The organism is Paenibacillus sp. FSL H3-0286 (assembly GCF_045040705.1).
Lineage (GTDB): Bacteria > Bacillota > Bacilli > Paenibacillales > Paenibacillaceae > Paenibacillus_AQ > Paenibacillus_AQ odorifer.
The window spans coordinates 3,017,237-3,041,394 of the sequence record NZ_CP150285.1; the positions used below are offsets into that span (position 1 = coordinate 3,017,237).

Sequence of the window (24,158 nt, forward strand, 5' to 3'; positions counted from 1 at the left end):
AAACGGCGTGCCATTTCGCTAGGCGGCATCCCGTTTCCCATATTATTCACATAAAAAGGAGTTGGAGACCCTTGGCATTAACGAATCCCCTACCTTCGAATCCATTGGCTGTTAAGAAAAAGAACCTCACCGGCCGGCGGTTACGAAGCAACCTTACAGGATATGCCTTCATCAGTCCGTTCGTCATTGGCTTCCTTTGCTTCACACTGATCCCGATGATCATTTCGCTGTATCTTTCTTTTACCAAATACAATTTATTCGCTCCACCTAAGTGGATTGGATTTGATAATTACATCAAAATGTTCTCAAATGACCCGAAATATTTGCATTCACTAAAGGTAACGCTGCTTTACGTATTTATCGGTGTGCCTTTACGTCTAACCTTCGCATTATTTGTGGCCATGATTCTAAATACGAAATCACGTATGGTAGGAGCCTATCGGACAACTTATTATTTACCTTCTATTATAGGTGGTAGTGTGGCGGTCTCCATCATGTGGCGTAATATTTTTAGTGATACTGGAATTATTAACGGCATGCTTGGCTTTTTCGGAATTGGACCGGTAAGTTGGTTTGGCAATCCGAACGCTGCGCTTATCATGTTGATAACTCTATCTGTGTGGCAGTTTGGCTCATCCATGTTGATCTTTCTGGCAGGTCTCAAAAATATTCCTGGTGAAATGTATGAGGCAGCTAGTGTGGATGGAGCCGGATTCTTCAGAAAGTTCTTCAAGATTACTATGCCACTCTTAAGTTCAGTGATTCTGTTTAATCTAGTTATGCAGACGATCAGCGCATTTATGACCTTTGTTCCAGCTTATATTATCTCTAAAGGTGAAGGCGGACCTATGGACGGCACTATGTTGTATTCTCTCTATTTATTCCGTCAGGCTTTTATGTTTAATAATATGGGTTATGCTTCGGCTATGGCTTGGGTGATGTTGTTGCTTGTCGGCATCATGACCGGAATCTTGTTCAAGACATCCAAATCGTGGGTCTTCTACGAGTCGGAAGGAGGAAAATAATCCATGGCGAAAATTAAACTGAAATGGCCGCTTTATCACATCCTTATAGGTGGCCTCGCTATCGTTATGCTGTATCCGATTCTGTGGATGATCATGAGTTCTTTTAAAGAGAGCCGGCTTGTGTTTGTTACAGCGCAGCACCTTATACCTGATCCATGGGAATGGGGGAACTATGCTAAAGGCTGGGAAGGTATTGCAGGTTACTCCTTTGGTGTCTTCATCAAGAACTCTTTTGTAATTGTCATTGTCGCAACACTGGGCGCAGTCATTTCATCTTCACTGGTTGCCTTTGGTTTTGCCCGCAATAAATTTGTAGGCCATGGCTTATGGTTCGGAATCATGATGATGACCCTGATGCTTCCTTCCGATGTGGTGCTCGTCCCTCAATACATTATCTATGCCAAATTGGAATGGCTCGACAGTATCAAACCGATCGTTGTTCCACAGTTCTTCGGTGTCCCGTTTTTCATTTTCCTAATGCTGCAGTTTATTCGGACCATTCCTGTTGAACTTGATGAAGCGGCTACCATCGATGGTTGTGGGAAATTTGGACTTTATTTCAGAATCATACTTCCGCTTATCCGTCCTTCTATGGCTACTGCGGCAATCTTTTCCTTCTATTGGCGTTGGGAAGACTTGCTTGGACCGGTATTGTACTTGAACTCACCTTCTAAATACACAGTTTCGATGGGGTTGAAAATGTTCCTGGACAGTGAGTCTGTATCCAACTGGGGTCCAATGTTCGCCATGTCTGTTCTAAGTTTGGCACCAGTCATGATTATCTTCTTTATCTTCCAAAAGCAGATTGTAGAAGGAATCAGCACCAGTGGTTTGAAAGGTTGATTTCAGCAAACGAATATTAATGTTTTAAATCTCTAATTAAGAAAGGTGCGGCTGAATTTGGATAGCTATCGTTTTGATTTTGGGATTAAGGAAGCTGAGCCTGGCTACACCAAAATTCGGCCGGACACATCTTATTCTAAGGAAACAGGGTATGGTTTCACTTCTGATTCCACCGTCTTTGGTCGTTTCAGAGGGGGAACAGATATACTGCGAAGCGATTGCTGCATCCCACAGAAAGCAGTTTTTCTTCTGGATCTCCCGAATGGGATCTACCGTGTTACGCTGCTGTTGGGTGATGCTCTGGCAGATACCAGCACATTTATCAAAGCTGGAAAAGGCAAGTTCGTATTGGACACGCTAAATGTGCCTGCAGGCCAATACTTACGCGAATCCTTTGCAATTAGGATTAAGGATGGGCAGCTAAAGCTATCGTTCTCGGGTGCGGCACCGCGTATCAATGCCTTGGACATTCAGGTGGACAATGAAGCGCTAGTCTTGTTCCTGGCGGGAGATTCCACGGTGACCGATCAAGGGGAAGAAGGTTACCCCTATGCGGGGTGGGGCCAACTGCTTCCACGCTGCTTCAAAGCCGGAATAGCTGTAGATAACCGAGCACTTTCTGGACGCAGTTCGAAGAGTTTTATTGAGGAAGGGCATTTGGAGGACATTGCCGCAGATATCAGACCCAGAGATTATCTGTTCATCCAGTTTGGACATAATGATTCCAAAACTGATGATTTAAGACATACCGAGCCCTTTACTACATATAAAGAACATTTGCTCCGGTTGATTACAGTCGCACGAGAAACGGGGGCCTATCCGGTTCTTGTGAGCTCTGTACATCGGCGAAGATTTGATAGTGAAGAAGCAATTGTAGACACGCATGGAGATTATTTAATCGCCATGCGGGAACTCGCAGATACCGAGCAGGTTCCACTGATTGATTTAGCCGAGAAGAGCCGCAAGCTCTTTGAAGCTTATGGCTCAGAGGGCTCAAAAGATTTATTCATGTGGAGCTATCCAGGAGAATTTATTGCGCATCCAGGTGGCGTGCAGGATAATACACATTTTCAGATTTTAGGGGCTCGTCTTCTAGCTGAGCTTATAGTGGAAGGGATCCGGGAAGCCGGATTAAACGATCTCATCATTCATCTTCGTCAGGGAGAATAATAATCCTAAAGGAAAAGTAAATATCTGTCGGTTCAACTTCTGTATGCAAGGTTAAGGTTAAGGAAAGAACTTAACTGGAAGACTTGCATGATAAGAAGGAGGATATCACGATATGGCAGATAAAAAGCTTGTAGGTAAGGTTGCAGTTGTAACCGGAGGCGGCTCAGGAATTGGCCGGGCAACCGTGCTTGAGTTCGCACGTAACGGAGCCAAAGTTGTATTATTGGACAGAACTGTAGAGAACGCTGAAAAGGTTAGACAGCAAGTGGAGAAAGAGGGTGGAGAAGCCCTAGTTATCGAATGTGATGTTGCTGAACCACCACAAGTGGAAGCGGCGATAAATAAGGCGGCCGCGAAATGGGGTCGTCTTGATGTTGTTTTTGCCAACGCAGGGATTAATGGGGCGATGACGCCTATTGAAACGATGGATATTGAAGCTTGGGATCAGACCATTCATATTAACCTGCGTGGAACCTTCGCGACTGTTAAATATGCGATACCGCATCTAAAAGAAAGCGGAGGCAGCATCCTGATCAACAGCTCCATTAACGGAAATCGTGTATTTTCTAATGTTGGTTTTTCTGCTTACAGTACGACAAAGGCAGGACAGGTTGCTTTTATGAAAATGGCGGCACTGGAACTGGCTCAATTTCAAATCCGCGTAAATGCGATCTGTCCTGGGGCTATAAAAACCAATATAGATGACAACACTTTTCCATCAGAGGATCTGAAAGAAGTGAAAATCCCAGTAGAATTTCCTGAGGGAGATCAACCGCTGGAAGAAGGTCCGGGGCGACCTGATCAAGTAGCGAAGCTGGCGCTGTTTCTGGCGTCTGAAGATTCAGATCATATTACGGGGACGGAAATTTATTGTGACGGTGCAGAGTCGCTTCTGCATGGTTAATTTTTCAACATAATCTTGGCCTCTCATAACGGATTCCATCCTCGTCGCTATGCCGGACCACACGGGTCGAAAGAGCATATGCGCTGAGGATGGTTATGCCGTTTTTTGTTGTAAAATAAAGCTAATCATTATCTCCAATTTCCGTTATAATGGAGTATCTCTGGAGAAAGGAGATTGCGATATGGATTTTCAATTGGAATCATTAATGAAGTTACTAGTGGCCATGCTGTTCGGGCTGTTCATCGGGATTGACCGACAGATCAAGCAGAAACCGCTGGGGATACGGACCAGTATGGTCATAAGCATTGCGAGCTGTCTTGTCACAGTGGTGTCTATCCATGCCTTTGATAAGTTCGCGGGACCAGAGCATCCAAACATGGACCCAATGCGGCTTGCGGCTCAGATTGTCAGCGGGATTGGTTTTTTGGGTGCGGGTGTTATTCTGCGTAGAGGCGGAGATGCCATTTCGGGTCTTACTTCGGCAGCACTCATCTGGACAGCTTCTGGAATTGGTATAGCTGTGGGTGCGGGATTCTATATTGAGGCAGCATATGCGGTTATTCTGCTGATGTTTGCTGTGAATTTAGTTCCTCATTTAATCCGCTCGCTAGGACCAGAAGTACTGAATAAACATGAAGTTTCAGTGAGGATCATTATGGAAGCTAATTTTGTGCTTACGGAAGTGATCCAAAAAATCGAGCGGCCTCAGGTCAGTTCGCAGCGTAGTACTAGAGGTCCATCCCGAGCGATTCGAAGAATGAAAATTAAAGATTTGGAAGATGGCAGACAAATGATCGATATGGTGATCTCAGCACCGGATCGGGATTACGCAACAGAAATCTATTACGATGTGAAGAAAATTGAACATGTAATGAGCGTAGAAGTGGAGCAATTGTAAAAAGGTCATGTCACCTCATGACTAGATGTGGTAATCTATCAAGTGGAGACAATTATCAGACACTGGAAGGGAGAACAATATATTATGACAATCACAGCGTATGAAGAACTATATGAAGGAGAAGCAGCTATCTGGTTGAAAGCCGGTCGTTATGAGGCAGCTATTCTGCCAGGCATTGGCGGCAACCTGATCTGTTTCCGAGATACCGAAAACGGATATCGCTTCCTGCATGAGCCTGGAGCTGAAGAAATGGAAGCCTTCAAGGCAAGTCCGGGGATTCACGGAATTCCTGTATTATTTCCTCCAAATCGTTATGAGGATGGTAAATTTCCATGGAATGGTCAAACTTATCAATTCCCAGTAAATGAAGTTGCAACGGGCAACCATTTACACGGATTTTTACATACTGCAGCTTGGGAAGTCGAAGAATTTGGCAGCGGTAAGAATGAAAGCTTCGTAACCGTATTCATCAAGGTGGATGAGAATCATCCTTCTTATCAGTACCTGCCACATAAGTATACGATCAAATTGCGTTATACCCTCGGCGAAGGAGGATTATCTCAACAGGTGCTGGTACACAATGATGGAGAAGATGTGATGCCTTGCTTGCTGGCATTCCACACTGCCATTAACGCACCTTTCGCACCAGGAAGCAGTGCACAAGATTACCGCGTAAAAGCTACTATTGGCGAGCGCTGGGAGCTCAACGACCGCATGCTGCCAACAGGCAAATTCCAGGCGTTGGAGCCAGGGGAAGTTCAGCTTCGTGAAGAAGGTGTGAATCCATATTTTGCATCGATGGACAATCACTACACGGCTGTACCTCAGAACGGACGCAACCGGATGGAGCTTACCGATAGCAAAGCTGGAGTAACCTTGGTGTATGATGTAGGGACTTCGTACAAACAATGGATGATCTGGAATAACGGTGCTACAGAACAGTTCTTCTGCCCTGAGCCACAAATTAACTTGGTGAATGCACCAATGGTAGATCTTCCTGCTGATGAAATCGGCTTATTCAGCCTGAAACCAGGCGAATATTGGGAAGAAAGCAGCCGCCTGTACGTAAAATAGAGTTCCTGTGAACATGAATAGGTTATAAAGAAGGGGCTGTCTCAAACGTAGTTTTTCTACGATTTGACAGCCCCTTAAATTTATCTCTTACTAATAATCTCTTCATTAATCTGTTCAATGATGTCTTGGATATTCTTCGAACCAAGATCACCTTCACCACGTTTTCTTACAGAGACAGTGTCGGAATTTTTTTCGTTCTCTCCAAGTACGAGCATGTAAGGTGCTTTTTCAAGCTGAGCTTCACGAATTTTGTAGCCTAACTTCTCATTTCGGATATCTACTTCGACACGAATGCCAGCCTTCTCCATGTGATGCTTCACTTGCAGTGCATAGTCAACATAGTTCTCAGAGACTGGCAATAACTTCGCATGAACAGGTGCGAGCCACAGTGGGAAAGCTCCAGCGAAATGTTCAGTAATAATCCCCATAAAACGATCGATCGACCCATAAACAGCGCGATGGATTACGACCGGGCGATGTTTAAGATTATCTTCCCCGATGTAAGTAAGATCGAATTTCTCTGGCATTTGCCAATCTAGTTGGATTGTTCCACATTGCCAGCTTCGTTTTAGCGCATCTAAGATATGGAAATCAATCTTAGGTCCATAGAACGCGCCATCCCCTTCATTCACACGATATTCGATAGCGAGATTGTCTAATACATTTTGTAAAGATTGTTCAGCCTGATCCCATAATTCTTCAGATCCCATATAATCTGCCGGCCGAGTTGATAATTCAATCTTATACTCAAAGCCGAACACTTGATAAATATGGTCAATCAGTGAGATTACCCGTCTTATTTCATCCTCAATTTGCTCTGGTAAAACGAAGAGGTGAGCATCATCCTGACAGAAAGTGCGGACTCTCATCATCCCGTTCAATGCTCCGGAATATTCATGGCGATGCACTTGACCAAATTCCGAGATACGGATAGGCAGTTCCCGGTAGGAATGCAGATTATTTTTGAAAATTAGCATATGCCCAGGGCAGTTCATCGGCTTAAGGGCAAATTTTGTTTCATCTACATCTGTGAAATACATATTGTCCTTGTAGTGATCCCAGTGCCCTGACTGCTCCCAAAGCCGATTGTTCATCATCAGCGGTGTACGAACTTCATCGTAATCTCTCTGTCTTTGTAATTCCCGGGCAAAGTTCTCAAGCTCTGTACGGATTGTCATTCCCTTGGGAAGATAGAAGGGCATGCCTGGCGCTTCTTCTGAGAACATGAACAACTCAAGTTCTTTGCCGAGCTTACGGTGGTCACGTTTTTTAGCTTCTTCAAGAAACAGTAAATGTTCCTCTAACTGCGCTTTTTTTGGAAAGGCAGTTCCATAAATACGTTGCAGCATTTTGTTATTGGAATCTCCACGCCAGTAGGCACCCGCTACATTCAACAGCTTAAAGGCTTTGACCAAGCCAGTTGAGGGAAGATGTGGCCCACGGCAAAGATCGGAGAATTCACCTTGATCATAAATAGTTAATACTGTGTCTGCCGGCAGATCATGAATAAGCTCCAGCTTTAAAGGCTCATTCAGCTCTTCAAAAAGTTTAATGGCCTCTGCGCGGCTCACCACACGGCGGACAATCTGGTGATTCTCTTGGATGATTTTCGCCATTTCTTGTTCGATTGCAGCAAGATCATCAGTGGATAGAGGTTTCTCAATATCAATGTCATAGTAGAAGCCGTCTTCGATAACAGGACCTATGCCTAGCTGGACAGCTTTATCTCCATATATACGTTTTATGGCCTGCGCCATGATATGTGCAGTACTGTGTCTATAAACCTCAAGACCGTCTTTGCTATCCAACGTAACAATATCGAGCCGGCAATCATGTTCGATCGCTTGGTTTAGATCAACAGATTTTCCATCAATTTTTCCAGCTACAGCATTTTTTTTCAGACTGGTACTTATGGCACCTGCTGCTTCTTTAATCGTTGTTCCTTGCAGTACCTCTCTAATTGTTCCATCTTGCAGTGTTACCTTGATCTTCATGATTTTAGCCTCCATTTCTCAAATATTGTTAGTTGTGAACGCAAAAAAACGCATCTCTCCCAGAAAGGGACGAGTGCGTTCAGCTCGTGGTTCCACCCTAATTCGACCTGTCATATAGACAGGACCTCATTGGTATCCGATATCGGGGATAAATCGGTGCCACATACTACCGAAAAAACAAAGTTCTACGGATTCAGCGCCACGGCTACAAAGGGGTAACTTCACAACCGGTAACTGGAGAAGCTTGCAGCCTGGACTTCTCTCTCTGGACAGTTCGTGTAGGAAATCATGTCTTTGATCATTGCCATATTCTGTTGCTAGTTAATATTACTCAATAGTATTCAATAAAGTCAAGGGGGGGAGGTGCACAGAAATCGGATGATCGTTTCTCCGCGGACTTCATTTGCTTATTGGTAAAGGAAATGAGGAAGGACTTGGCGAATTTATATTTCAACATGCTTAAGGGGGATTTTAATGCAGATTATTGCCATGCTGACGATGCTAATCGACCATATTGGCTATATCTTTTTCCCGGAGAATCTTGCTTGGAGATATGTAGGGAGAATAGCTTTTCCGATTTATTGTTATGGGCTTGTGCAGGGACATATCCATACTTCATCCAGACCTAAATATTTATTTCGGTTGCTCTTGATTGCGATTATTGCCCAGATTCCCTATAATCTAGCGCTAAATTCTGGTGGCTGGAACGTGGTGTTTACGTTATTGCTGTCGGCAATCGTATTGGTTATTTTGGACAAGCTGCCTTCACTATGGCTTGGTATACCTGTGGTAATTGCAGCTATAGTGTTAATGGATTATTACCCTATAGATTATAATGCGTACGGTTTGCTCTTAGTATTGATTTTTCGTTATACGAAATCGTACTGGCTTGTTGGAGCCCACCTGGCACTGAATCTATTCTATATGTTTTATAATTATTGGATTGTACAGATGCTCAGTATTTTACCTACCTTGCTGATTGCTTTTACGCCTTTAATTTGGAATCGCTTGGAGCGGCAACGTGTTCCGCGCTGGATGTGGTGGTCATTTTATCCTGCACATTTACTGATGTTGGCGATAATTAAGGCTGTAATTTACAAGGATTGGGCTCAGATCGAATGGCGAAGTTTGTTGAATATCTAAACATTTTACAATAAAAGGAACTTTGATTTACAAAACTTACCTTAGCTGAGATAATGGATTGATTTCACAAAATAAGATGAAGGAGACATGCTATGAGTAGAGTTAAAGCGAAATTGAAGTGGTTTTTGCCTTTTGTCGCACTGATGCTAGTTCTTGCCGGCTGTCAGTCGGTAGGGGGGTTCGATGTTAATAAGGCGTTGATTGGGGATGTTGATGTTAAATCATCAGAATCCAGTATGACTTTTTCCATGAATGCTGAGCCCATAGAGGGAATTAGCGCGGAAGATAAGGAAATGGTTGATCTTATTAATTCTTTTTCCTTGAATATTAGTAAAGCTAAGTTACAAGATAATGGGAGTTTATCGGCCCAAGGAACTGTTGGTTATAAACAATTGAATATTCCATTCACCTTGTTTATGGACAAACAAACACTTGCTTTTACAGTTGAAGGAGCAAAACAACCGTTCTACTTCCCTGTACAAGGATACGATGAAATCTTAGGTGAAGTAGGCTTGGATACGGCAAAAGCTGAAGATGTCAGTAAGCTGTTGACGAAATTCGTTGTTAAGAATCTTCCGAATCCTGGCGTAATCAACATTACACCGGTTAGTGATGCTGTGTATGGTGAGCAGTTGAACATGACGAAGCTGCATGCAGAAGTGACTGGTGATGAGCTTCCTGCATTGTTAAAAGGCTTCCTGAAGTCTGTTTCCAAAGACACAGAAGGTTTTACTGAATTGGTGGGTGGTCTTTACGACTATCTGTACCCTGTGATCAAAGCTATGGATGAAGACGGTTCTGGCGATATTTTCAATCTGGGATTCGGAGATATTCCACTGGATGATAAAGAAGCTGTCGTAACTGTATTGCATGATGCTGCCAAATTGGCTGTTGATGCATTGCTGCTAGTATATGACAATCAAGTGGACAGTCTTTACAAATCAACTCCTGAGATGAAGACCGTGTTGAGTAAGGATACGAAGTTATCTGTTGATATTTTCGTTGATAGTGCTTTGCATGTGCGTAAACAGAATGTTGATCTGAAAGTGGCGCTTCCGGGTACCGAGGATTTCCCACTGAAGAGCCTCTCGCTTAAAGCTTCCAGTCAGATTTGGAACATTGGCGGTGCTGTAACTGCTGATCCAATCAGCACTGAAGGTGCACTTGATATTTCTTCCGGGCTTACGCCTGGAGAGACTTTGAGAAACTTTGCCCCAGATTCTGATGTATATCGTATATTGAAGGATGATCTGGGCATCACGAAGAGAACCATTGTTATCGAACCTGATGACGAATATTATTACCCGATTGTAGACAAGAACACTACTTATATCCCACTGCGTTATTTGGCAGAAGATTTAGATGCTACTGTAGAATGGGATACGGCCAATCGTGCAATTAACGTTACTGATGGGGTGTACGGAGATAAACTGGTATTCAAAATCGGTTCTTCCGAAGCCTTGATTAACGGCACGGCTGTAAAGCTTGCCCAACCTGTATTTGTTGACGAGTATGGCGATGCATATGTATCCTTGCGTCTGCTTGCTGAAGCGCTTCATGCTACTGTGTCGGTAGATGAAGATGGTTGGATTACTATTGTACGGAAATAGTTGTATCTTAACGATCAATTAACACAATAAACCCAGCTTCCATCTGACGCATAAATGCGGGTGGAGGCTGGGTTTTTTATATGAAATGCATAATCCAGTTATTGCTTCGTTAATACCACCTCTAAAGCTATATTACTAAGTTCTTTATCCTCTGTCATACTTTGGATGTATCCACCTAAGAAGCCTTCTTGTAGGCCTTCCCAAAGCTTGTAGCCTGGCATCGCTTTAATATCTTCTGAGGAGCTGCCGGCTGTCCCCGCGAAATATCTTAGATTTAGCTTGGCCATTACCTCTGCCATCGATGCCTTTTCAGACTGCGTAAAGGAACTCTCCTTTAAACCATCGATAGCTTTGTTATAAGAGTTTGTAGCAAAAGTATCCTCAGCATAGGTCTTGAAGTTTAAAAGATTCTGATCTGTAATGCCATTAGCTTTAGCCCATCCCTCTACATTTAAGGGCATTGCTTCATAATTGACGGTTCTGCTCAGGGGATCGAAGGTCATCGCTCCGTATTGATGTGGATAGACAGCCATTGCACTTGTTGCGATATCATAAATTGGTGTTTCTTCCGAAGAAGTTGCCGGTTCTACCCGGATGTCCTGCATATGGATATGGCCTGACAAGACTAAATTAAGTTCATTTTCACGAAGTAGCTTTATTGTTTCCTGACTGTTGTTAAGCTTTAAGCCTGAAACAGACATAGAGGTGTGGCTTAGTAGGTTGTGGTGCATAACCGTGAGAACAGAAGCATGCTCCTTGGCAGCCAGTTTAACAGAATTATCTATCCATGATAGGGTAGAGGCGGTCAGGCGTCCGTCCGTTTGGGGAAAACCGTATTTCTGATTGTTATGATATTGGCAACTGTCAATCATAAGGAGCCATAAATTTGGCGCTGCCTTAACGATGTAACTTAGTGATTCTTTATCACGTGATGCAGCTTCTTTGTAACCGAAATCCTCATACATCTTGGTAAAGTCTTTGTCTGTAATGGAATCCGTAACAAGCTGCTTATCCCCGCTGAAGGATCTGGCCCAAGGATTAAATAAATCGTGGTTGCCTGGAATGACATAAACAGAGGTTCCCTGCGCTTCGATTCGCTTTAATTTTTGGGTTAGCTCCTGATGGCTGCTGCGTTCTCCGTTATTTGTTAAATCTCCACTGAGGATGAGAAAATCAGGCTTCTGCTGCTCAGCGTCATAAACCAAGGTTTCAAGGATTTCATCACTGTAAGGCAGCATTTTTCCATCACCGCCAGTTACATATTTTTGAAAAGCTGTACCGCCATCCTGTAGCTTTTTGTCTAAGAAGTGAGTATCCGTTGCCACCCAGAAAGTGAGGGGGTGAAGATCGTTCGGATCTAGTGCTGTCGAGGTTAAATTAGACGAATTTGTGTCTTTACAGCTAGTTAGAGCCAAGCTCAGGGAAAGGAGCAGCAACAATGAGATTAAGGCTGATTTTCTATGCCGAACAAGGGCTTTCTCGCTTGGGAATTTCATGATTATAACCTTCCTTCTATACATTTGCTGCACTATTGTAGCGCATTTTAGCTCGTGGTGTATATCGGAAAAGGAAGAGGGCAGTTTCTAGCCCGCATGAAGTGATTAATGATTAATAGATCAGGTGCATAATTAAGCCCATAAATGCGACAATAAGAGTTGGCAACGAATATATCCGACAAAATAAGTTGTGAATAACTGTTGTGTTTTCAGAAAAAAGGTGCTAAGATATACAAAAGTAAGTTACTAAAATTAATGGAGGTAGTTATTTTATGTCTAACAATTTCTTTGAAGCAGTAAAAGGAAGACGTTCCATATATGCCCTCAGTAAAGAATCTCCGATTTCGGATGCACAAATTGTAGAAATCGTTGAACAAGCGGTGCTACATAGCCCAACTTCATTCAACTCTCAAAGCTCAAGAGCCGTTGTTCTTCTTGGTGAACAACACGATAAGCTATGGGATATCACTACAGAAACATTGCGTAAAATCGTTCCTGCCGAACAATTTGAAGGAACAGCGCAAAAATTAGCGTCTTTCAAAGCAGGTTACGGTTCCGTACTATTCTTCGAAGATCAAACGGTAGTGAAGAGCCTGCAAGAGAACTTCGCTCTATATGCTGAGAACTTCCCAATTTGGGCTAACCAATCTTCTGGTATTCTGCAATTTGTAGTATGGACAGCACTTTCTGAAGCAGGTGTAGGTGCATCCTTGCAGCACTATAATCCACTGATTGATGATGAAGTAAAAGAAGCATGGGGCATCCCGCAAGAATGGAAATTGATTGCTCAATTGCCATTTGGTAAAACCGTTACTCCTGCTGGTGAGAAACAATTCCAACCGATTGAAGATCGTGTTAAAGTCTTTAAATAAGTGAGATAAGCGTTTGAAACCTCCTTAACCAGGCTAAGTATGTATATAGACTGGTTAAGGAGGTTTTTTGTATGCCATGGAACAAAGAGGATTATCCAGAATCATTAAAGAACTTCACAGCACCTGTTCGCCATAAGGCAATCGATATTGCGAATGCGCTCCTCGAAGATGGTTATGAGGAGGGGCGGGCGATTTCAATTGCCACAGCGCAGGCGAAAGAGTGGGGGGAGAACCACGATAAACAAATCCGTAAAAAAGGCCATTAAGGCTTAATCAAAGGCCTGAGCATAGAAATAAAAAAGCAGGACAGCGTTTATTAACGCTTGTCCTGCTTTTTGACGGGCACAATTATTTAGTGGATTCATTTCCCGCTGCTGCGCTTGCAGTTGGCTCAGCTGTTGCAGCTGCATCTTCTTTAGCGTCAGTAAGTGTGTTCGTAATTTTTGCTTTTTCAGTTGTTTCTGACAACCAAGTGGAGGACAGAGTGGAAACCTTTTGCGAAACTAGAGTTTTACGAATTTCATCTTTCTTTTCTTCCAGTGTATAGTCTTTAGCATCTTTATGGTCGGTTACTTTAATGATGTGATAACCATAATCGGATTTCACAGCATCACTGGTTTCACCAACTTTTAGCTTAAAGGCTACATCAGAGAATTCAGCTACCATATCGCCACGTTTGAAGAAGTCTAGATCTCCGCCATTATCCTTGGAACCCGTATCAGAGGATTTTTCCTTGGCAAGAGTAGCGAAATCTGCGCCTTCTTTCAGTTGTTTCAGAATTGCATCTGCTTCTTCTTTAGTCTCAACGAGAATGTGGGAAGCGCGAACTTGTTCTTCTTCACTGAAAGTAGCTTTATTTGTGTCATAGTATTCTTTGATTTCATCATCCGTTACAGTGACTTGTGGCTCAAGGATTTTACGCAGCTTTACTTGCAGCGGCATTTGCTTTTTCAAGTCGTCTACAGTCATTGAGCTTTGGGACAAAGCAGCATTAAAGGCAGCTTCTCCGCCGAATTGAGCTTTAAGATCTTCAAGTTCAGTGTTGATGTCTTCATCTGTAACAGTTACGTTAGCTTTTTTAGCCTCTTGATCAACAAGCTCAGTTGTAATCATAGATTGCAGCGTGCTTTCTCCGCCTGCTTCGATCAATTTATCATAAAGTTGTTCTTTTGTGATTTTTGTTCCGTTTACTGTTGCAACAGCTTTTTTGCTGTCGTCTTTTTGGACGACCAGAACAATGATTAGTGCTGCAGCTAATACGATAGAGGCAATCATCCAAGCTTTATTGCTTCTAGGAGCAGTCGGAGGTGTAGGTGGCGTAGCGTTGTTCGCACCGACTTTGTTCATTACTGGAATACTGTCTGCTTTTGTTGTATTCACAGGTTCCTCAGCAGCAACTTGCGCTACTTCAACCTCTTCATTGATAATCTCGGAAGTGTTCAATTCTTCTTCCGTGGTACCATTGTTTTCTAAGTTCTCATTTCCATTCAGATCTTTTTTGTCCATTATTAGTAATGACTCCCTTCAATATAGGTGTTGCTTGTCTATTTACAACTTTAACAGAAATCCTAATCCTAAACCTTAAGAAAGTATAAAAAAAGGCAGGATCTTTTTAAGTTTCTATTAATAAAAAGCAAAAAGCCGGAAATGGCATCAGTAACATGCCCTTCCGGCTAATGGGAATAAGATGTCTACTTCAGTCCTTTCAGAAGATGACGAATGCTTTCTTGTTTTCGTCTTGGGACACGTACGTTTTTAGCATACAGGCCCATTTCACCGAAATAAATGCAGTCATCTGCGATAGAGCTGATCTTGTTCAGGTTGACATAACAGCCACCGTACACATGATAATAACTTGAATTGGACAACAATCGATTTAATTGCTCGGCAGTCATTCTCTTTTTTATGTTATAGTTTCTGCCGTGAAAAATGACCAAATCATGGTCCCCGACCTTAAAGAACAGAATGTCTGTCTCCACCTCGAAGTCCTCGTACACATTTCTGGCTTCCAGCAGGATGCTACTCATTCATGTTCCCCCTTTATACGGAATAAAAGACTAATGTTAGCGCTTTCATTATATCACAACAGTTAATCGTTGGAAAGACCCATTTTTGAATTGTTTCGTACATTTCTAACTTTATCGTTTGTAATTAACGTTTAAAAATTGTAGATTATATAGATGATCACATCTAATGAGTGTGAAGTAGCAATACTTTTGAGGAGGAATATAGAGATGAATGAGCAGAATAAGTTATTGCTGTTTACAGGTTCTTATGCAAGTGCCGCGGAAAGCGGAGTGCAGGTGTTTGAATTCGATGGAGCTGCAGGTGGTACGCTAAAGCTGCTGGATTCGGTGCAGGGCTTAACTAATCCTACCTTTGTTAATGTAGATGCCGCTGAAAAACGTCTATATGCTATAGGAGAAAAACCGAATGGTGAGGGTGGAAAAGAAGGCGAGGTTGTTACCTTTGCCATTGATCCAAAGGACGGGAAATTGAGTGAACTGAAACGCATTCCCTCCATGCCTGCTTCTGGCAACCGTCAAACAACCACCTGCCATATCAATAGAGATTTGAATGATGAATACGTTGTTGTATGTAGTTATCATGGTGGAAGTGTTGGTTTGATCAAATTAAATGAAGAGAAAGCTGCGGATCAATTAGTTGATGTGGCCGTACATTCAGGTCATGGCCAGCATCCTGAACGGCAGGACCGCCCTCATCCCCATTCCGCTATTTTCAGTCCGGACGGGCAGTATGTGTTTGTATCTGATCTTGGGCTTGATTTAATTCGTGCCTATAGAATCAATAGAGAAACCAACAAGCTAGAAGTGCATGGTGATACGGCGCTGCATCCAGGAGCGGGACCACGCCACTTCACTTTTCATCCAGACGGAAAGTCTGCTTATGTAATTAACGAGGTGGATTCCACCATTACATCGTTTACATATGACAGTGCCGCAGGCACTCTGCACACTGTAGATACAGTGCCGACGCTGCCTGATGATTTTAACGAAGAGAATACTTGCGCTGAAATCGCCATTTCCAAGGACGGAAAATATCTGTACGCTTCAAACCGTGGGGCTGATAATATCGCTGTGTATGCTGTGGATAATGCATCTGCTAAGCTTACACATCTGGAATATGTATCTACTCGTGGGGGACATCCACGTCACTTCGCATTGACACCAGATGGAGCTTATCTTATCGTGGCAAATCGTGATGCGAATAATCTGGTTGTATTTTCAATTGAAGCGGCTAGTGGCCGACTCGAATTTACTGGAAATACAGCTGAAGTATCCAAACCGGTATGTGTGAAGCCCGTAATTGTTCCTGTATAAAGTTACTCCATTTGAAGAGTGAATCAGTGATCTTGGGAAATGCTAAAGGGAACACCGGATATAAAGTCCGGTGTTCCCTTTTTTTGAAAATAAAAGCCTGTGATTATCTGGTTGATGAGGTGAATGAGGGAGTAGACTATTTGAGCGAAACGGGCTTAAGAGGTACAATAGTGGATACTGCAGATTTGAATAGTACATTTTGCCTGCCATCACCTTGACCTTGTAAAGTGATTGTGAAAGCATCGTACGAGGTTACGAGCCCTTGCATTTTCACACCATTCGTCGTAAAAATCGTCACAGGCACCTTTGTGGAAATGAACTGGTTCAACAATCGTTCTTGCAATTTTAAACTCTCCACTTTGGCAGCACTCCATCTTCTGTGAATTTTTTTCTCTCAATAATTATAACATGGGTTAGTCCCTCACTGGAAATGAGATCAACAGTCACCTGAATAGACATGGAGGTATTTATGCTTTATTATCAGAACTGGTCTAGAGCTTTTCGCTTTTTTTTAGGGTTTGCTGCTTGTTTCGCCGTTATAGCTGTCCTTGTAAGTATGAATAAGGTATCAACCTTTGATAACTATATTATTGATGGGGTACAGTCAGCGGAATCACCGGGGTTGACCTCATTCGCCAAAGGTTTATCTCTGATTGGTTCCTCTAAGATCGCTATTGGCCTATCTATCGTTACCATGGCACTGCTCTATTTTTTGCTGAAACACCGATTTGAATTAATCTTGTTCCTGTGGGTTGGATTAGGCTCACAGCTCTTGAATACAATAATGAAGTTATGTTTTCACAGAGAACGTCCGAATTTACATCGCATTGTTGAAGAGATTGGTTATAGTTTTCCGAGCGGGCACTCAATGGCAGCATTCTCTTTGTACGGCGTTATTGCCTTTTTATTGTGGCGTCATCTGCGGCGGAGGCATGAACGGGTCTTATTAATAATGTTCGCCGTATTCATGACCGTGGGGATTGGCTGGAGCCGTATCTATCTGGGTGTTCATTACCCGAGTGACGTAATTGGGGGATATATGGCTAGTGGCGCTTGGCTGATGTTGTCCATTTGTTTATTTCAAATCTACAAGAGCTCGCGTAAGAAGTAGGATAGATACAAAAACGGATATCTTTCATAGCGCATGAAGATATCCGTCTTTATGTGTAAGAGGATTGTTTAAGGAGTCGTCACATGTTGTTCAGATGTTTTGCGATCCTGGAATTGCCCCATTTTGCTTATTCTTTGCTTCAGCATCGCAGGAAGTCCTGCTTTAAGCTTTTGGGCTTCGTCTTTTGTCAGACGTCCTTCGGTGATGGCTTGATCCAGCCGTTGGTTTGCCGATTCGCAGAGCTTCTGAATATATTGATCTTCCGTCCAGCCTTTTTTCTCAAGAGCAAGCTGCGGGAGCGTTTTGCCTGCTTTCAGGCTATTGATTAGCTCTGTACGATCCATTTCCAGCAGTTTAGCCGTTTCAAAAATAATGAAATGTCCACCAGCCCTAACCTTTCCGTCTTTTCCTGGATGGTGACCGTGACCTTTCTCTGAAGGATGGGCACCAGGTGCGGTGGCTGTAGGGGTTACTTTCTCAGCAGAAGCACTTCCGATTGGCGCAAGAGCTGGAGACAGGCTGAGAAAAATAACGGTCGTGAAAGTCATTAATCTTTTGATATTGTTATTCATTCACTCACCTCGTATGTTATGTGATAGGCACTACTCGAATTAGTATTCCCTGAAAGCTGAAAGAAACATGAGTGAGAGCTTAAATGTTCTTAAAATTCATCAACTCCAGGCTGGGGTAATTAGAAGTACGAGGGTTCGCTGATGTTCATATTGTAGCGTGGGCTAATTTTTAGGAGGGATAGCTTTGGCTTTAGGAGCTCGCATATTTAAAACAGGTTTGGCCGTTACGCTAGCCCTGTATTTAGCTGTAATGCTTCAATTTCCTTCTGCCGTGGGTGCAGGGATTGCGGCGATTTTCGCTATGCAGCCCTCTATTTATCGCTCTTGGCGTTATTTTCTTGACCAGCTCACGACTAGTACAATGGGGGCCGTCCTGGCTTTACTTGGAGGGATGCTGTTATCCAACAGCCCAATAGCAGTCGGTTTGGTCTGTATTCTAGTCATTATGATCAGTATGAAAATCAACCGGGCGGATACGATAAGTCTTACGTTAGTTACTGTAATAACAGTGATGGAGGCTTCGGGTGAATGGCAATTCGCACTTAATCGTTTTTTATTAACTTTGACAGGTATTGTTTCTGCATTTCTAATCAATATTATTGTCGTTCCTCCAAAACCTCGTAAGCAATACATTAAGCAAATTGAGAATGTTTTTTCAAGCCTCTCTTTATTGCTGAGAACAGCGGTTTCTCATGAGATGAAGGAAAGTGTATTTCGTGATGAAAAAAATGCTTTGCATTCATCCATAAAATCGTTGGCTGATAAGTATGCATTGTTTGAGGAGGAGCAGAAGCAGTTAAAACGGGCCAAGTATAGCCAGACAAGACAAATGGTTGTGTATAAGAACCTGTTAGCTTCTTTGCAAAAAGGTTACGATGTTCTCGAGGCCGTAGATCGGCATTATTTCCAGGCGGATCGGACCGAACATACAGATGCTCTATTTGATAATCATTTGGAACATTTAATCAAATATCATCAGCATATCTTACTTAAGTTTGAAGACAAATTAAAGCCCAATGCCAATGAATCCGAACCCTTGGGAGAAGACAATGATGAATTCCTGAATACCGCGATTTTGGGGTATAATGCAGAGAAAATAGGTCAGCTGCGTTTATATGTTGTGGCTGCTGCGATTTATGATTACGGATATCAATTGGAGCGCTTAGATAAAGTGGCCGATCAGATGAATCGTATAGCGGAGGATAAAGAATCTGTGCATGAAGCCTAAACATAACCTTGTGAAGAGCAACATATAAGCTTTGTAACAGCAAAAAATCCGGTTCCACAGGGACCGGATCATCTATTTAAGAGAATACTTGAATTCTCAAACTGAAATTGCTAAAATGGTAAGATATCGAATAAGTATGCATTTAAAAACATAAATATGCAAATTTATCATATCATGATTCAAATGGAAAGTCAACCTTCCAAAAGGGGATGAAATGTAGTGGATAACAATGAAAGTCAGTGGAAAGAGGAACAGGAACGGGTTGACGGAGTAACCAAGCTTTTGTCCGCCCATATTCGCAATTTATCAGAGGAGCTTGGACTTCATCGCAGTGATGTAGTGGATATGCGGAAAGACTTCTGGGAAGAGGTAACCGTAAACTTCAGTAGCCCGGATGATTTGGGAGAAACCTCAACAAGTCTTCGCCAACAGTCCCAAATCCTAAATGAACGGGAACGTCATCATTTGCAATCAAGCAAGGCGCTGAAAAAATATAAAAAGCTGGTTGTCTCTCCTTACTTTGGCCGCATTGATTTCACAGAGGAACCAACGGGCGGGCTGGAAAAGATTTATCTAGGGATTGGATCTTTGATGGAGGATGATGGCACCTTTTTGATCTATGACTGGCGTGCGCCGATCTCCAGTCTGTATTATGACGGGGCACCAGGTCCTGCAGCTTATGAAACACCTGGAGGATTAGTCTCCGGAACAATGAATCTTAAACGCCAGTTTGTTATTGCTGACGGTGTAATTGAAGTTATGTTTGACACTGGGGTTACGATCGGGGATGAGCTGCTGCAGCAGGTGCTAAGTCATAGCGCTGACGATCGAATGAAAAGTATTGTTGCTACAATTCAAAAAGAGCAAAATGCGATAATCCGCAACGACAAAAGCCGGATGCTAGTTGTGCAAGGAGCAGCGGGAAGCGGAAAAACCTCTGCTGCATTGCAGCGGGTAGCTTATCTTCTATATAAATACCGTGAAGTATTATCAGCAGATCAAATGCTGCTGTTCTCACCGAATCCGCTGTTTAACAGCTATGTATCTACAGTGCTCCCGGAGCTAGGCGAAGAAAATATGCAGCAAACAACGTTTCAAATGTATTTAGAACATCGTCTTGGACATGAATTCCTGCTGGAAGATGTCTTTAGTCAGACCGAAAGTTTACTTAATGCTCCTGAGGGTCCTGAGGTTGCTATACGCAGAGAAGGCATTGCCTATAAATCGTCTGTCCCTTTCCTTGATGTGATTCGGCGGTATGCTACGTTGTTGGAACAGGAGGGCATGCTTTTTAAGCCTTTAATGTTTCAAGGGAAAGCAGTGGTCAGTAAAGAAGAAATGGAACGCCAGTTCTATGCGTACGATCCTGCCATAAAGCTTGCAAATCGTGTGGATTTGATGATCCGCTGGCTGCTTAAGAAAATCGCAGATTTTACTCATGAGGAAAGAAATGCGAAGTGGGTCGAAGATCAGATCGAGCTGCTGGATTCCAGCGATTATCACCGTGCATATCAGATGTTGCGTCGGAAGAAGAAAGCTTCGCAGGATAGCTTTGACGATTTTGATACGGAAAAAGAAGTGTTATCTCGTTATGTAGTCAGCCAGCGGCTCAAACCCCTGCGGGGTTGGACTAAACGGGGTCGTTTTGTGGACGTTAAGGGCTTGTACAGCACGTTATTTACAGATCGCGAGCTTATGGTGCGCCTCAATGGAGATTATCCTTTACCAGAGGTGTGGGATGATATCTGTGAGCAGACATTGGAATCCATTGGAGTGAACGAGCTTGCTTATGAGGATGCTACGCCATTCCTTTATCTGAAGGAGTTAAGCCAAGGCTTCCGGACCAACACACTGATCCGTCATGTGATTGTAGATGAGGTACAAGACTATTCTCCATTCCAATTAGAGTTCATGCGGCGTTTATTTCCAAGAGCAAAAATGACCGTATTAGGGGACCTGAACCAGGCCATTTATGCGCAAGGTGAGGTACTGGGGGATTTGTCTAGTCTCGTAAGTATATATGGTGAAGAGAACACAGAAGTGATCTCGTTAACCCAAAGCTACCGTTCAACGTATGAGATCGTGGAGTTTACGCGGTCAATGATCCCTGGAGGAGAACGAATCGTACCTTTTAATCGGCGGGGAGAAGAACCCCAGATAAGTGTGGTATCCAGCGAGAAGGAGCTTCTGAATGCTGTGGAACAGGATATCCGCAAGCTGCATTCTGAGGGATATCATTATGTGGCGGTCATCTGCAAAACAGCGGAGGAAAGCGCAAGGGTTCATGCTGAACTGAATCGTAGCCTGCCGGTGAGACTTGTTACAAAGGAAACACCGAATTTTCAGAAGGGGACACTGGTTCTGCCTGCTTATTTAGCCAAAGGCGTGGAGTTTGATGCGGTCGTCATCTATGATGGCTCGGCTGAACAATATGGCAGAGAAAGTGAACGCAAATTGTTTTATACGGCGTGCACTCGGGCTATGCACTTGCTGCACATTTTTAGTCTGGGTGAACCTAGCCATTTTATACCGTCCGCTAATGTGGCATCTTTAAGCGCCGGGTCGCTGTAAGCATAGATTTCTTCATTTTAAGATCGTCCTTTCCGCAGCAGCGGAGGGACGGTCTTTTTGTTTTCATGAATAAAGAAGGGCGAACAAACCACAATAAAGAATGTTGTACACAATGACAAAGGTGGTCAGTTCATGAAGGAAAGAAAATGGGATCTGCTTGCCTTAGCATCAATCCCACTAATAATGACCCTCGGTAACTCCATGCTGCTGCCTATTCTGCCGCAGATCTCCAAAGAACTCGGCATTAGCGCTTTTCAAGTCAGTATGCTGATTACCGTGTATGGATTGATGGCAATTGTAATGATCCCTATTGCAGGTTATCTGTCAGACCGTTTTGGGCGAAAGAAGGTTATTCTTCCGAGTTTAATCATTGCCGCAATTGGCGGTGCTGTCTGCGTGGTGGCTGCTTGGTTTATGAAGGGGGTTAGCGCTTATTGGGTGATCTTAGCGGGGCGTCTGTTGCAAGGAATTGGTGCAGCGGGTGCTTTTCCAATTGTAATCCCCTTTGTAGGCGATTTGTTCAAGGAAGAAGAAGATGTGAGCAAAAGTCTGGGAATCATTGAGACCTCCAATACGTTTGGTAAAGTACTCAGTCCAATTCTTGGTGCCTATCTTGGGATATGGCTCTGGTTTGCTCCTTTTATTGCAATTCCCATTCTATGTCTAATTTCATTTTTGTTAGTCTTATTTCTGGTCCGAAAACCCGAAGCAAAGGATGAACCTGAGAAACAGGAACTTCGGGCGTTTTTATCTGGAATTGTGAGCGTTTTACGTAAAAAGGGACGTTGGTTGTACGCTATTTTTGCCATAGGCGGCATCTGTATGTTTGTGACCTTTGGTGTCCAATTCTATTTATCAGAAATGCTGGAAACTAAATATAAAATGCACGGGGCGACGAAGGGGTTTGTGCTGGCGATACCGCTTGCCCTCTTATGTCTGTCCTCCTATGGAACAGGAAAGATCATTGGTCAGAATAAAACGCTAATGAAATGGCTGGGTTTTGGGGGCATGGTGTTACTGACTGCGGCGATGATTTGTGCGGGGTTCAACAAAGGTATTTATTTTTTAGTAGGGTTTATGGGGTTAGGTTGTGTTGGAATCGGAATTGTACTTCCCTGTATGGATGCTTTAATCACGGAGGGGATTGAGAAGGAGAACAGCGGCACAATAACCGCTCTTTATAGTAGTATGAGATTTATAGGGGTAGCGTTGGGGCCGCCGGTGGTATCGTTGCTGCTAAGCAGCGGGCATTGGGTCTTGTTCGCGTTGATGGCTACAGTAGGGGCAATTGGTGGATTACTGACCTTGTTTGCAGTAACTCCGAGTAAGGGGGAAAAGGGGGAGCCAGGCGTTAAAGACAAAGAGAAGATAATTCCTCCGATCTGGCCGAAACGTGTTCGCCAAACCTCCTCAATGTCTCTGGATGGAAAAAAGGGCTATCCCTAAGCTGCGTAGCCGCAGCTTGTGGGATAGCCCTCTAGATAAAAGAATAAAAGATATTCTTAGGCTTGTGGAACAGATTCCCAATCCTTCAAGAAACGTTCAATACCGTTATCTGTCAGCGGGTGCTTCCAGAGGGTTGGCAGAAGTGAACCTGGGATTGTAGCGATGTGTGCACCAGCAATAGCTGCTTGTTCAACATGAGCAATGTTGCGGATACTTGCTGCAATGATCTCGGATTTCAAGTTGTAGTTAGTCAGGATAGTCTTCAGATCCTTGATCAGCTTCATTCCGTCAACACCGATATCATCCAGACGACCTACGAAAGGAGAGATATAAGTTGCGCCTGCTTTAGCAGCCATCAAACCTTGAGCCGCGGAAAATACTAGTGTAACGTTAGTTTTGATGCCTTTTTTAGTAAGCTCATAACAAGCTTCCAAGCCATCTTCAGTCATAGGGAGTTTAATTACAACGTTTGGAGCCCATTCAGCAATTTCGTATGCTTCTTTAAGCATTTCTTCTGCTGTAAGTCCGATTACTTCTGCGCTTACAGGTCCTGGAACGATTGCAACGATTTCTTTGATAACATCCTTGAACAATCTTCCTTCTTTAGCGATCAGCGAAGGGTTAGTCGTTACGCCATCCACTAGTCCTAGGCGAGTAATACGTTTGATTTCTTCAATGTTTCCGGTATCCAAGAAAAACTTCATTTTAAATTTCCTCCCTTGATTTCCATATGGATTGACAAGCAACATTCATATTTACATTATGAGACATGCAAATCAAAGTTTCAACTGTTATTTTGAATATTTCAAAATAACTTTATAGAATCAGTATTACCTGTATGCGCTGAATTTCAGATAATA

22 protein-coding genes are annotated in these 24,158 nt (G+C 43.2%); 15 read left to right on the top strand and 7 right to left on the bottom strand.

Annotation, left to right across the window (positions count from 1 at the left end):
- The first annotated feature begins 104 nt into the window (after nucleotides 1-104).
- From MHB37_RS13495 to MHB37_RS13520, 6 genes are all read left to right on the top strand, one after another.
- Complete coding sequence (locus MHB37_RS13495) at nucleotides 105-1,025, top strand: carbohydrate ABC transporter permease (protein ID WP_076105030.1); 921 nt, start codon at nucleotides 105-107, stop codon at nucleotides 1,023-1,025.
- 3 nt (nucleotides 1,026-1,028) lie between these two features.
- Nucleotides 1,029-1,868: a carbohydrate ABC transporter permease gene (locus tag MHB37_RS13500; RefSeq protein ID WP_038570347.1), complete on the top strand. Its 840-nt coding sequence runs from the start codon at nucleotides 1,029-1,031 to the stop codon at nucleotides 1,866-1,868.
- Nucleotides 1,869-1,925: 57 nt separating this feature from the next.
- On the top strand, nucleotides 1,926-3,038 hold the full coding sequence (locus tag MHB37_RS13505; protein ID WP_076301817.1) for a rhamnogalacturonan acetylesterase: 1,113 nt from the start codon (nucleotides 1,926-1,928) through the stop codon (nucleotides 3,036-3,038).
- Between the two features lie 112 nt (nucleotides 3,039-3,150).
- Nucleotides 3,151-3,942, top strand: coding sequence for an SDR family NAD(P)-dependent oxidoreductase (locus tag MHB37_RS13510; protein WP_076105002.1), 792 nt, complete (start codon nucleotides 3,151-3,153; stop codon nucleotides 3,940-3,942).
- Between the two features lie 181 nt (nucleotides 3,943-4,123).
- Complete coding sequence (locus tag MHB37_RS13515; protein ID WP_036686231.1) at nucleotides 4,124-4,840, top strand: MgtC/SapB family protein; 717 nt, start codon at nucleotides 4,124-4,126, stop codon at nucleotides 4,838-4,840.
- Nucleotides 4,841-4,924: 84 nt separating this feature from the next.
- Nucleotides 4,925-5,914 carry an aldose 1-epimerase gene (locus MHB37_RS13520; protein WP_405169495.1) on the top strand — a complete coding sequence of 330 codons (990 nt, stop codon included), beginning with the start codon at nucleotides 4,925-4,927 and terminating at the stop codon, nucleotides 5,912-5,914.
- A gap of 80 nt (nucleotides 5,915-5,994) precedes the next feature.
- On the opposite strand, the gene thrS is transcribed toward MHB37_RS13520, so the two are convergent.
- Nucleotides 5,995-7,908: a threonine--tRNA ligase gene (gene thrS, locus MHB37_RS13525; RefSeq protein WP_076301819.1), complete on the bottom strand. Its 1,914-nt coding sequence runs from the start codon at nucleotides 7,906-7,908 to the stop codon at nucleotides 5,995-5,997.
- A 474-nt stretch (nucleotides 7,909-8,382) separates the two neighbouring features.
- Here thrS and MHB37_RS13530 point away from each other — a divergent pair, with 474 nt between their 5' ends.
- On the top strand, nucleotides 8,383-9,051 hold the full coding sequence (locus MHB37_RS13530; protein WP_076301820.1) for a TraX family protein: 669 nt from the start codon (nucleotides 8,383-8,385) through the stop codon (nucleotides 9,049-9,051).
- A gap of 92 nt (nucleotides 9,052-9,143) precedes the next feature.
- Nucleotides 9,144-10,661 (top strand): copper amine oxidase N-terminal domain-containing protein, encoded by a 1,518-nt coding sequence (locus MHB37_RS13535; protein ID WP_076125900.1) that lies wholly within the window; start codon nucleotides 9,144-9,146, stop codon nucleotides 10,659-10,661.
- Between the two features lie 98 nt (nucleotides 10,662-10,759).
- Here the strand turns inward: MHB37_RS13535 and MHB37_RS13540 are convergent, their stop codons facing one another.
- Nucleotides 10,760-12,157, bottom strand: a complete 1,398-nt coding sequence (locus MHB37_RS13540; protein ID WP_280752788.1) for a metallophosphoesterase — start codon at nucleotides 12,155-12,157, stop codon at nucleotides 10,760-10,762.
- 272 nt (nucleotides 12,158-12,429) lie between these two features.
- Between MHB37_RS13540 and MHB37_RS13545 the strand changes: the two genes are divergently transcribed.
- Together MHB37_RS13545 and MHB37_RS13550 are read left to right on the top strand one after the other, a co-directional pair.
- Nucleotides 12,430-13,029 (top strand): nitroreductase family protein, encoded by a 600-nt coding sequence (locus MHB37_RS13545; RefSeq protein ID WP_280752789.1) that lies wholly within the window; start codon nucleotides 12,430-12,432, stop codon nucleotides 13,027-13,029.
- A gap of 71 nt (nucleotides 13,030-13,100) precedes the next feature.
- Complete coding sequence (locus tag MHB37_RS13550) at nucleotides 13,101-13,295, top strand: hypothetical protein (protein ID WP_076135486.1); 195 nt, start codon at nucleotides 13,101-13,103, stop codon at nucleotides 13,293-13,295.
- An 82-nt stretch (nucleotides 13,296-13,377) separates the two neighbouring features.
- On the opposite strand, the gene MHB37_RS13555 is transcribed toward MHB37_RS13550, so the two are convergent.
- The gene (locus MHB37_RS13555) at nucleotides 13,378-14,535 is read right to left on the bottom strand and encodes a peptidylprolyl isomerase (RefSeq protein ID WP_280752790.1); all 1,158 of its coding nucleotides are present in this window, start codon (nucleotides 14,533-14,535) and stop codon (nucleotides 13,378-13,380) included.
- Between the two features lie 185 nt (nucleotides 14,536-14,720).
- Nucleotides 14,721-15,056 carry a LytTR family transcriptional regulator DNA-binding domain-containing protein gene (locus MHB37_RS13560; RefSeq protein WP_036686243.1) on the bottom strand — a complete coding sequence of 112 codons (336 nt, stop codon included), beginning with the start codon at nucleotides 15,054-15,056 and terminating at the stop codon, nucleotides 14,721-14,723.
- 207 nt (nucleotides 15,057-15,263) lie between these two features.
- Between MHB37_RS13560 and MHB37_RS13565 the strand changes: the two genes are divergently transcribed.
- Nucleotides 15,264-16,370, top strand: coding sequence for a lactonase family protein (locus MHB37_RS13565; protein ID WP_076189893.1), 1,107 nt, complete (start codon nucleotides 15,264-15,266; stop codon nucleotides 16,368-16,370).
- Nucleotides 16,371-16,506: 136 nt separating this feature from the next.
- On the opposite strand, the gene hfq is transcribed toward MHB37_RS13565, so the two are convergent.
- Entirely contained in the window at nucleotides 16,507-16,728 is a 222-nt protein-coding gene (gene hfq, locus MHB37_RS13570) for an RNA chaperone Hfq (RefSeq protein ID WP_036686247.1), read from the bottom strand.
- Nucleotides 16,729-16,839: 111 nt separating this feature from the next.
- On the opposite strand from hfq, the gene MHB37_RS13575 reads away from it, so the two are divergent.
- Nucleotides 16,840-17,481, top strand: a complete 642-nt coding sequence (locus tag MHB37_RS13575; RefSeq protein ID WP_076125909.1) for a phosphatase PAP2 family protein — start codon at nucleotides 16,840-16,842, stop codon at nucleotides 17,479-17,481.
- Nucleotides 17,482-17,549: 68 nt separating this feature from the next.
- Here MHB37_RS13575 and MHB37_RS13580 read toward each other — a convergent pair whose 3' ends face one another.
- Nucleotides 17,550-18,053, bottom strand: coding sequence for a hypothetical protein (locus MHB37_RS13580; RefSeq protein ID WP_076183438.1), 504 nt, complete (start codon nucleotides 18,051-18,053; stop codon nucleotides 17,550-17,552).
- A gap of 184 nt (nucleotides 18,054-18,237) precedes the next feature.
- Here MHB37_RS13580 and MHB37_RS13585 point away from each other — a divergent pair, with 184 nt between their 5' ends.
- From MHB37_RS13585 to MHB37_RS13595, 3 genes are all read left to right on the top strand, one after another.
- Nucleotides 18,238-19,281 carry an aromatic acid exporter family protein gene (locus MHB37_RS13585; RefSeq protein WP_076125912.1) on the top strand — a complete coding sequence of 348 codons (1,044 nt, stop codon included), beginning with the start codon at nucleotides 18,238-18,240 and terminating at the stop codon, nucleotides 19,279-19,281.
- Nucleotides 19,282-19,500: 219 nt separating this feature from the next.
- A complete protein-coding gene (gene helD / locus MHB37_RS13590) occupies nucleotides 19,501-21,852 on the top strand; it encodes an RNA polymerase recycling motor HelD (RefSeq protein ID WP_076279786.1) in 2,352 nt (783 codons plus the stop codon).
- 132 nt (nucleotides 21,853-21,984) lie between these two features.
- The gene (locus MHB37_RS13595; protein WP_081387369.1) at nucleotides 21,985-23,298 is read left to right on the top strand and encodes an MFS transporter; all 1,314 of its coding nucleotides are present in this window, start codon (nucleotides 21,985-21,987) and stop codon (nucleotides 23,296-23,298) included.
- A gap of 56 nt (nucleotides 23,299-23,354) precedes the next feature.
- Here the strand turns inward: MHB37_RS13595 and fsa are convergent, their stop codons facing one another.
- Complete coding sequence (gene fsa, locus MHB37_RS13600; protein ID WP_036686257.1) at nucleotides 23,355-24,002, bottom strand: fructose-6-phosphate aldolase; 648 nt, start codon at nucleotides 24,000-24,002, stop codon at nucleotides 23,355-23,357.
- Nucleotides 24,003-24,158: the final 156 nt, after the last annotated feature.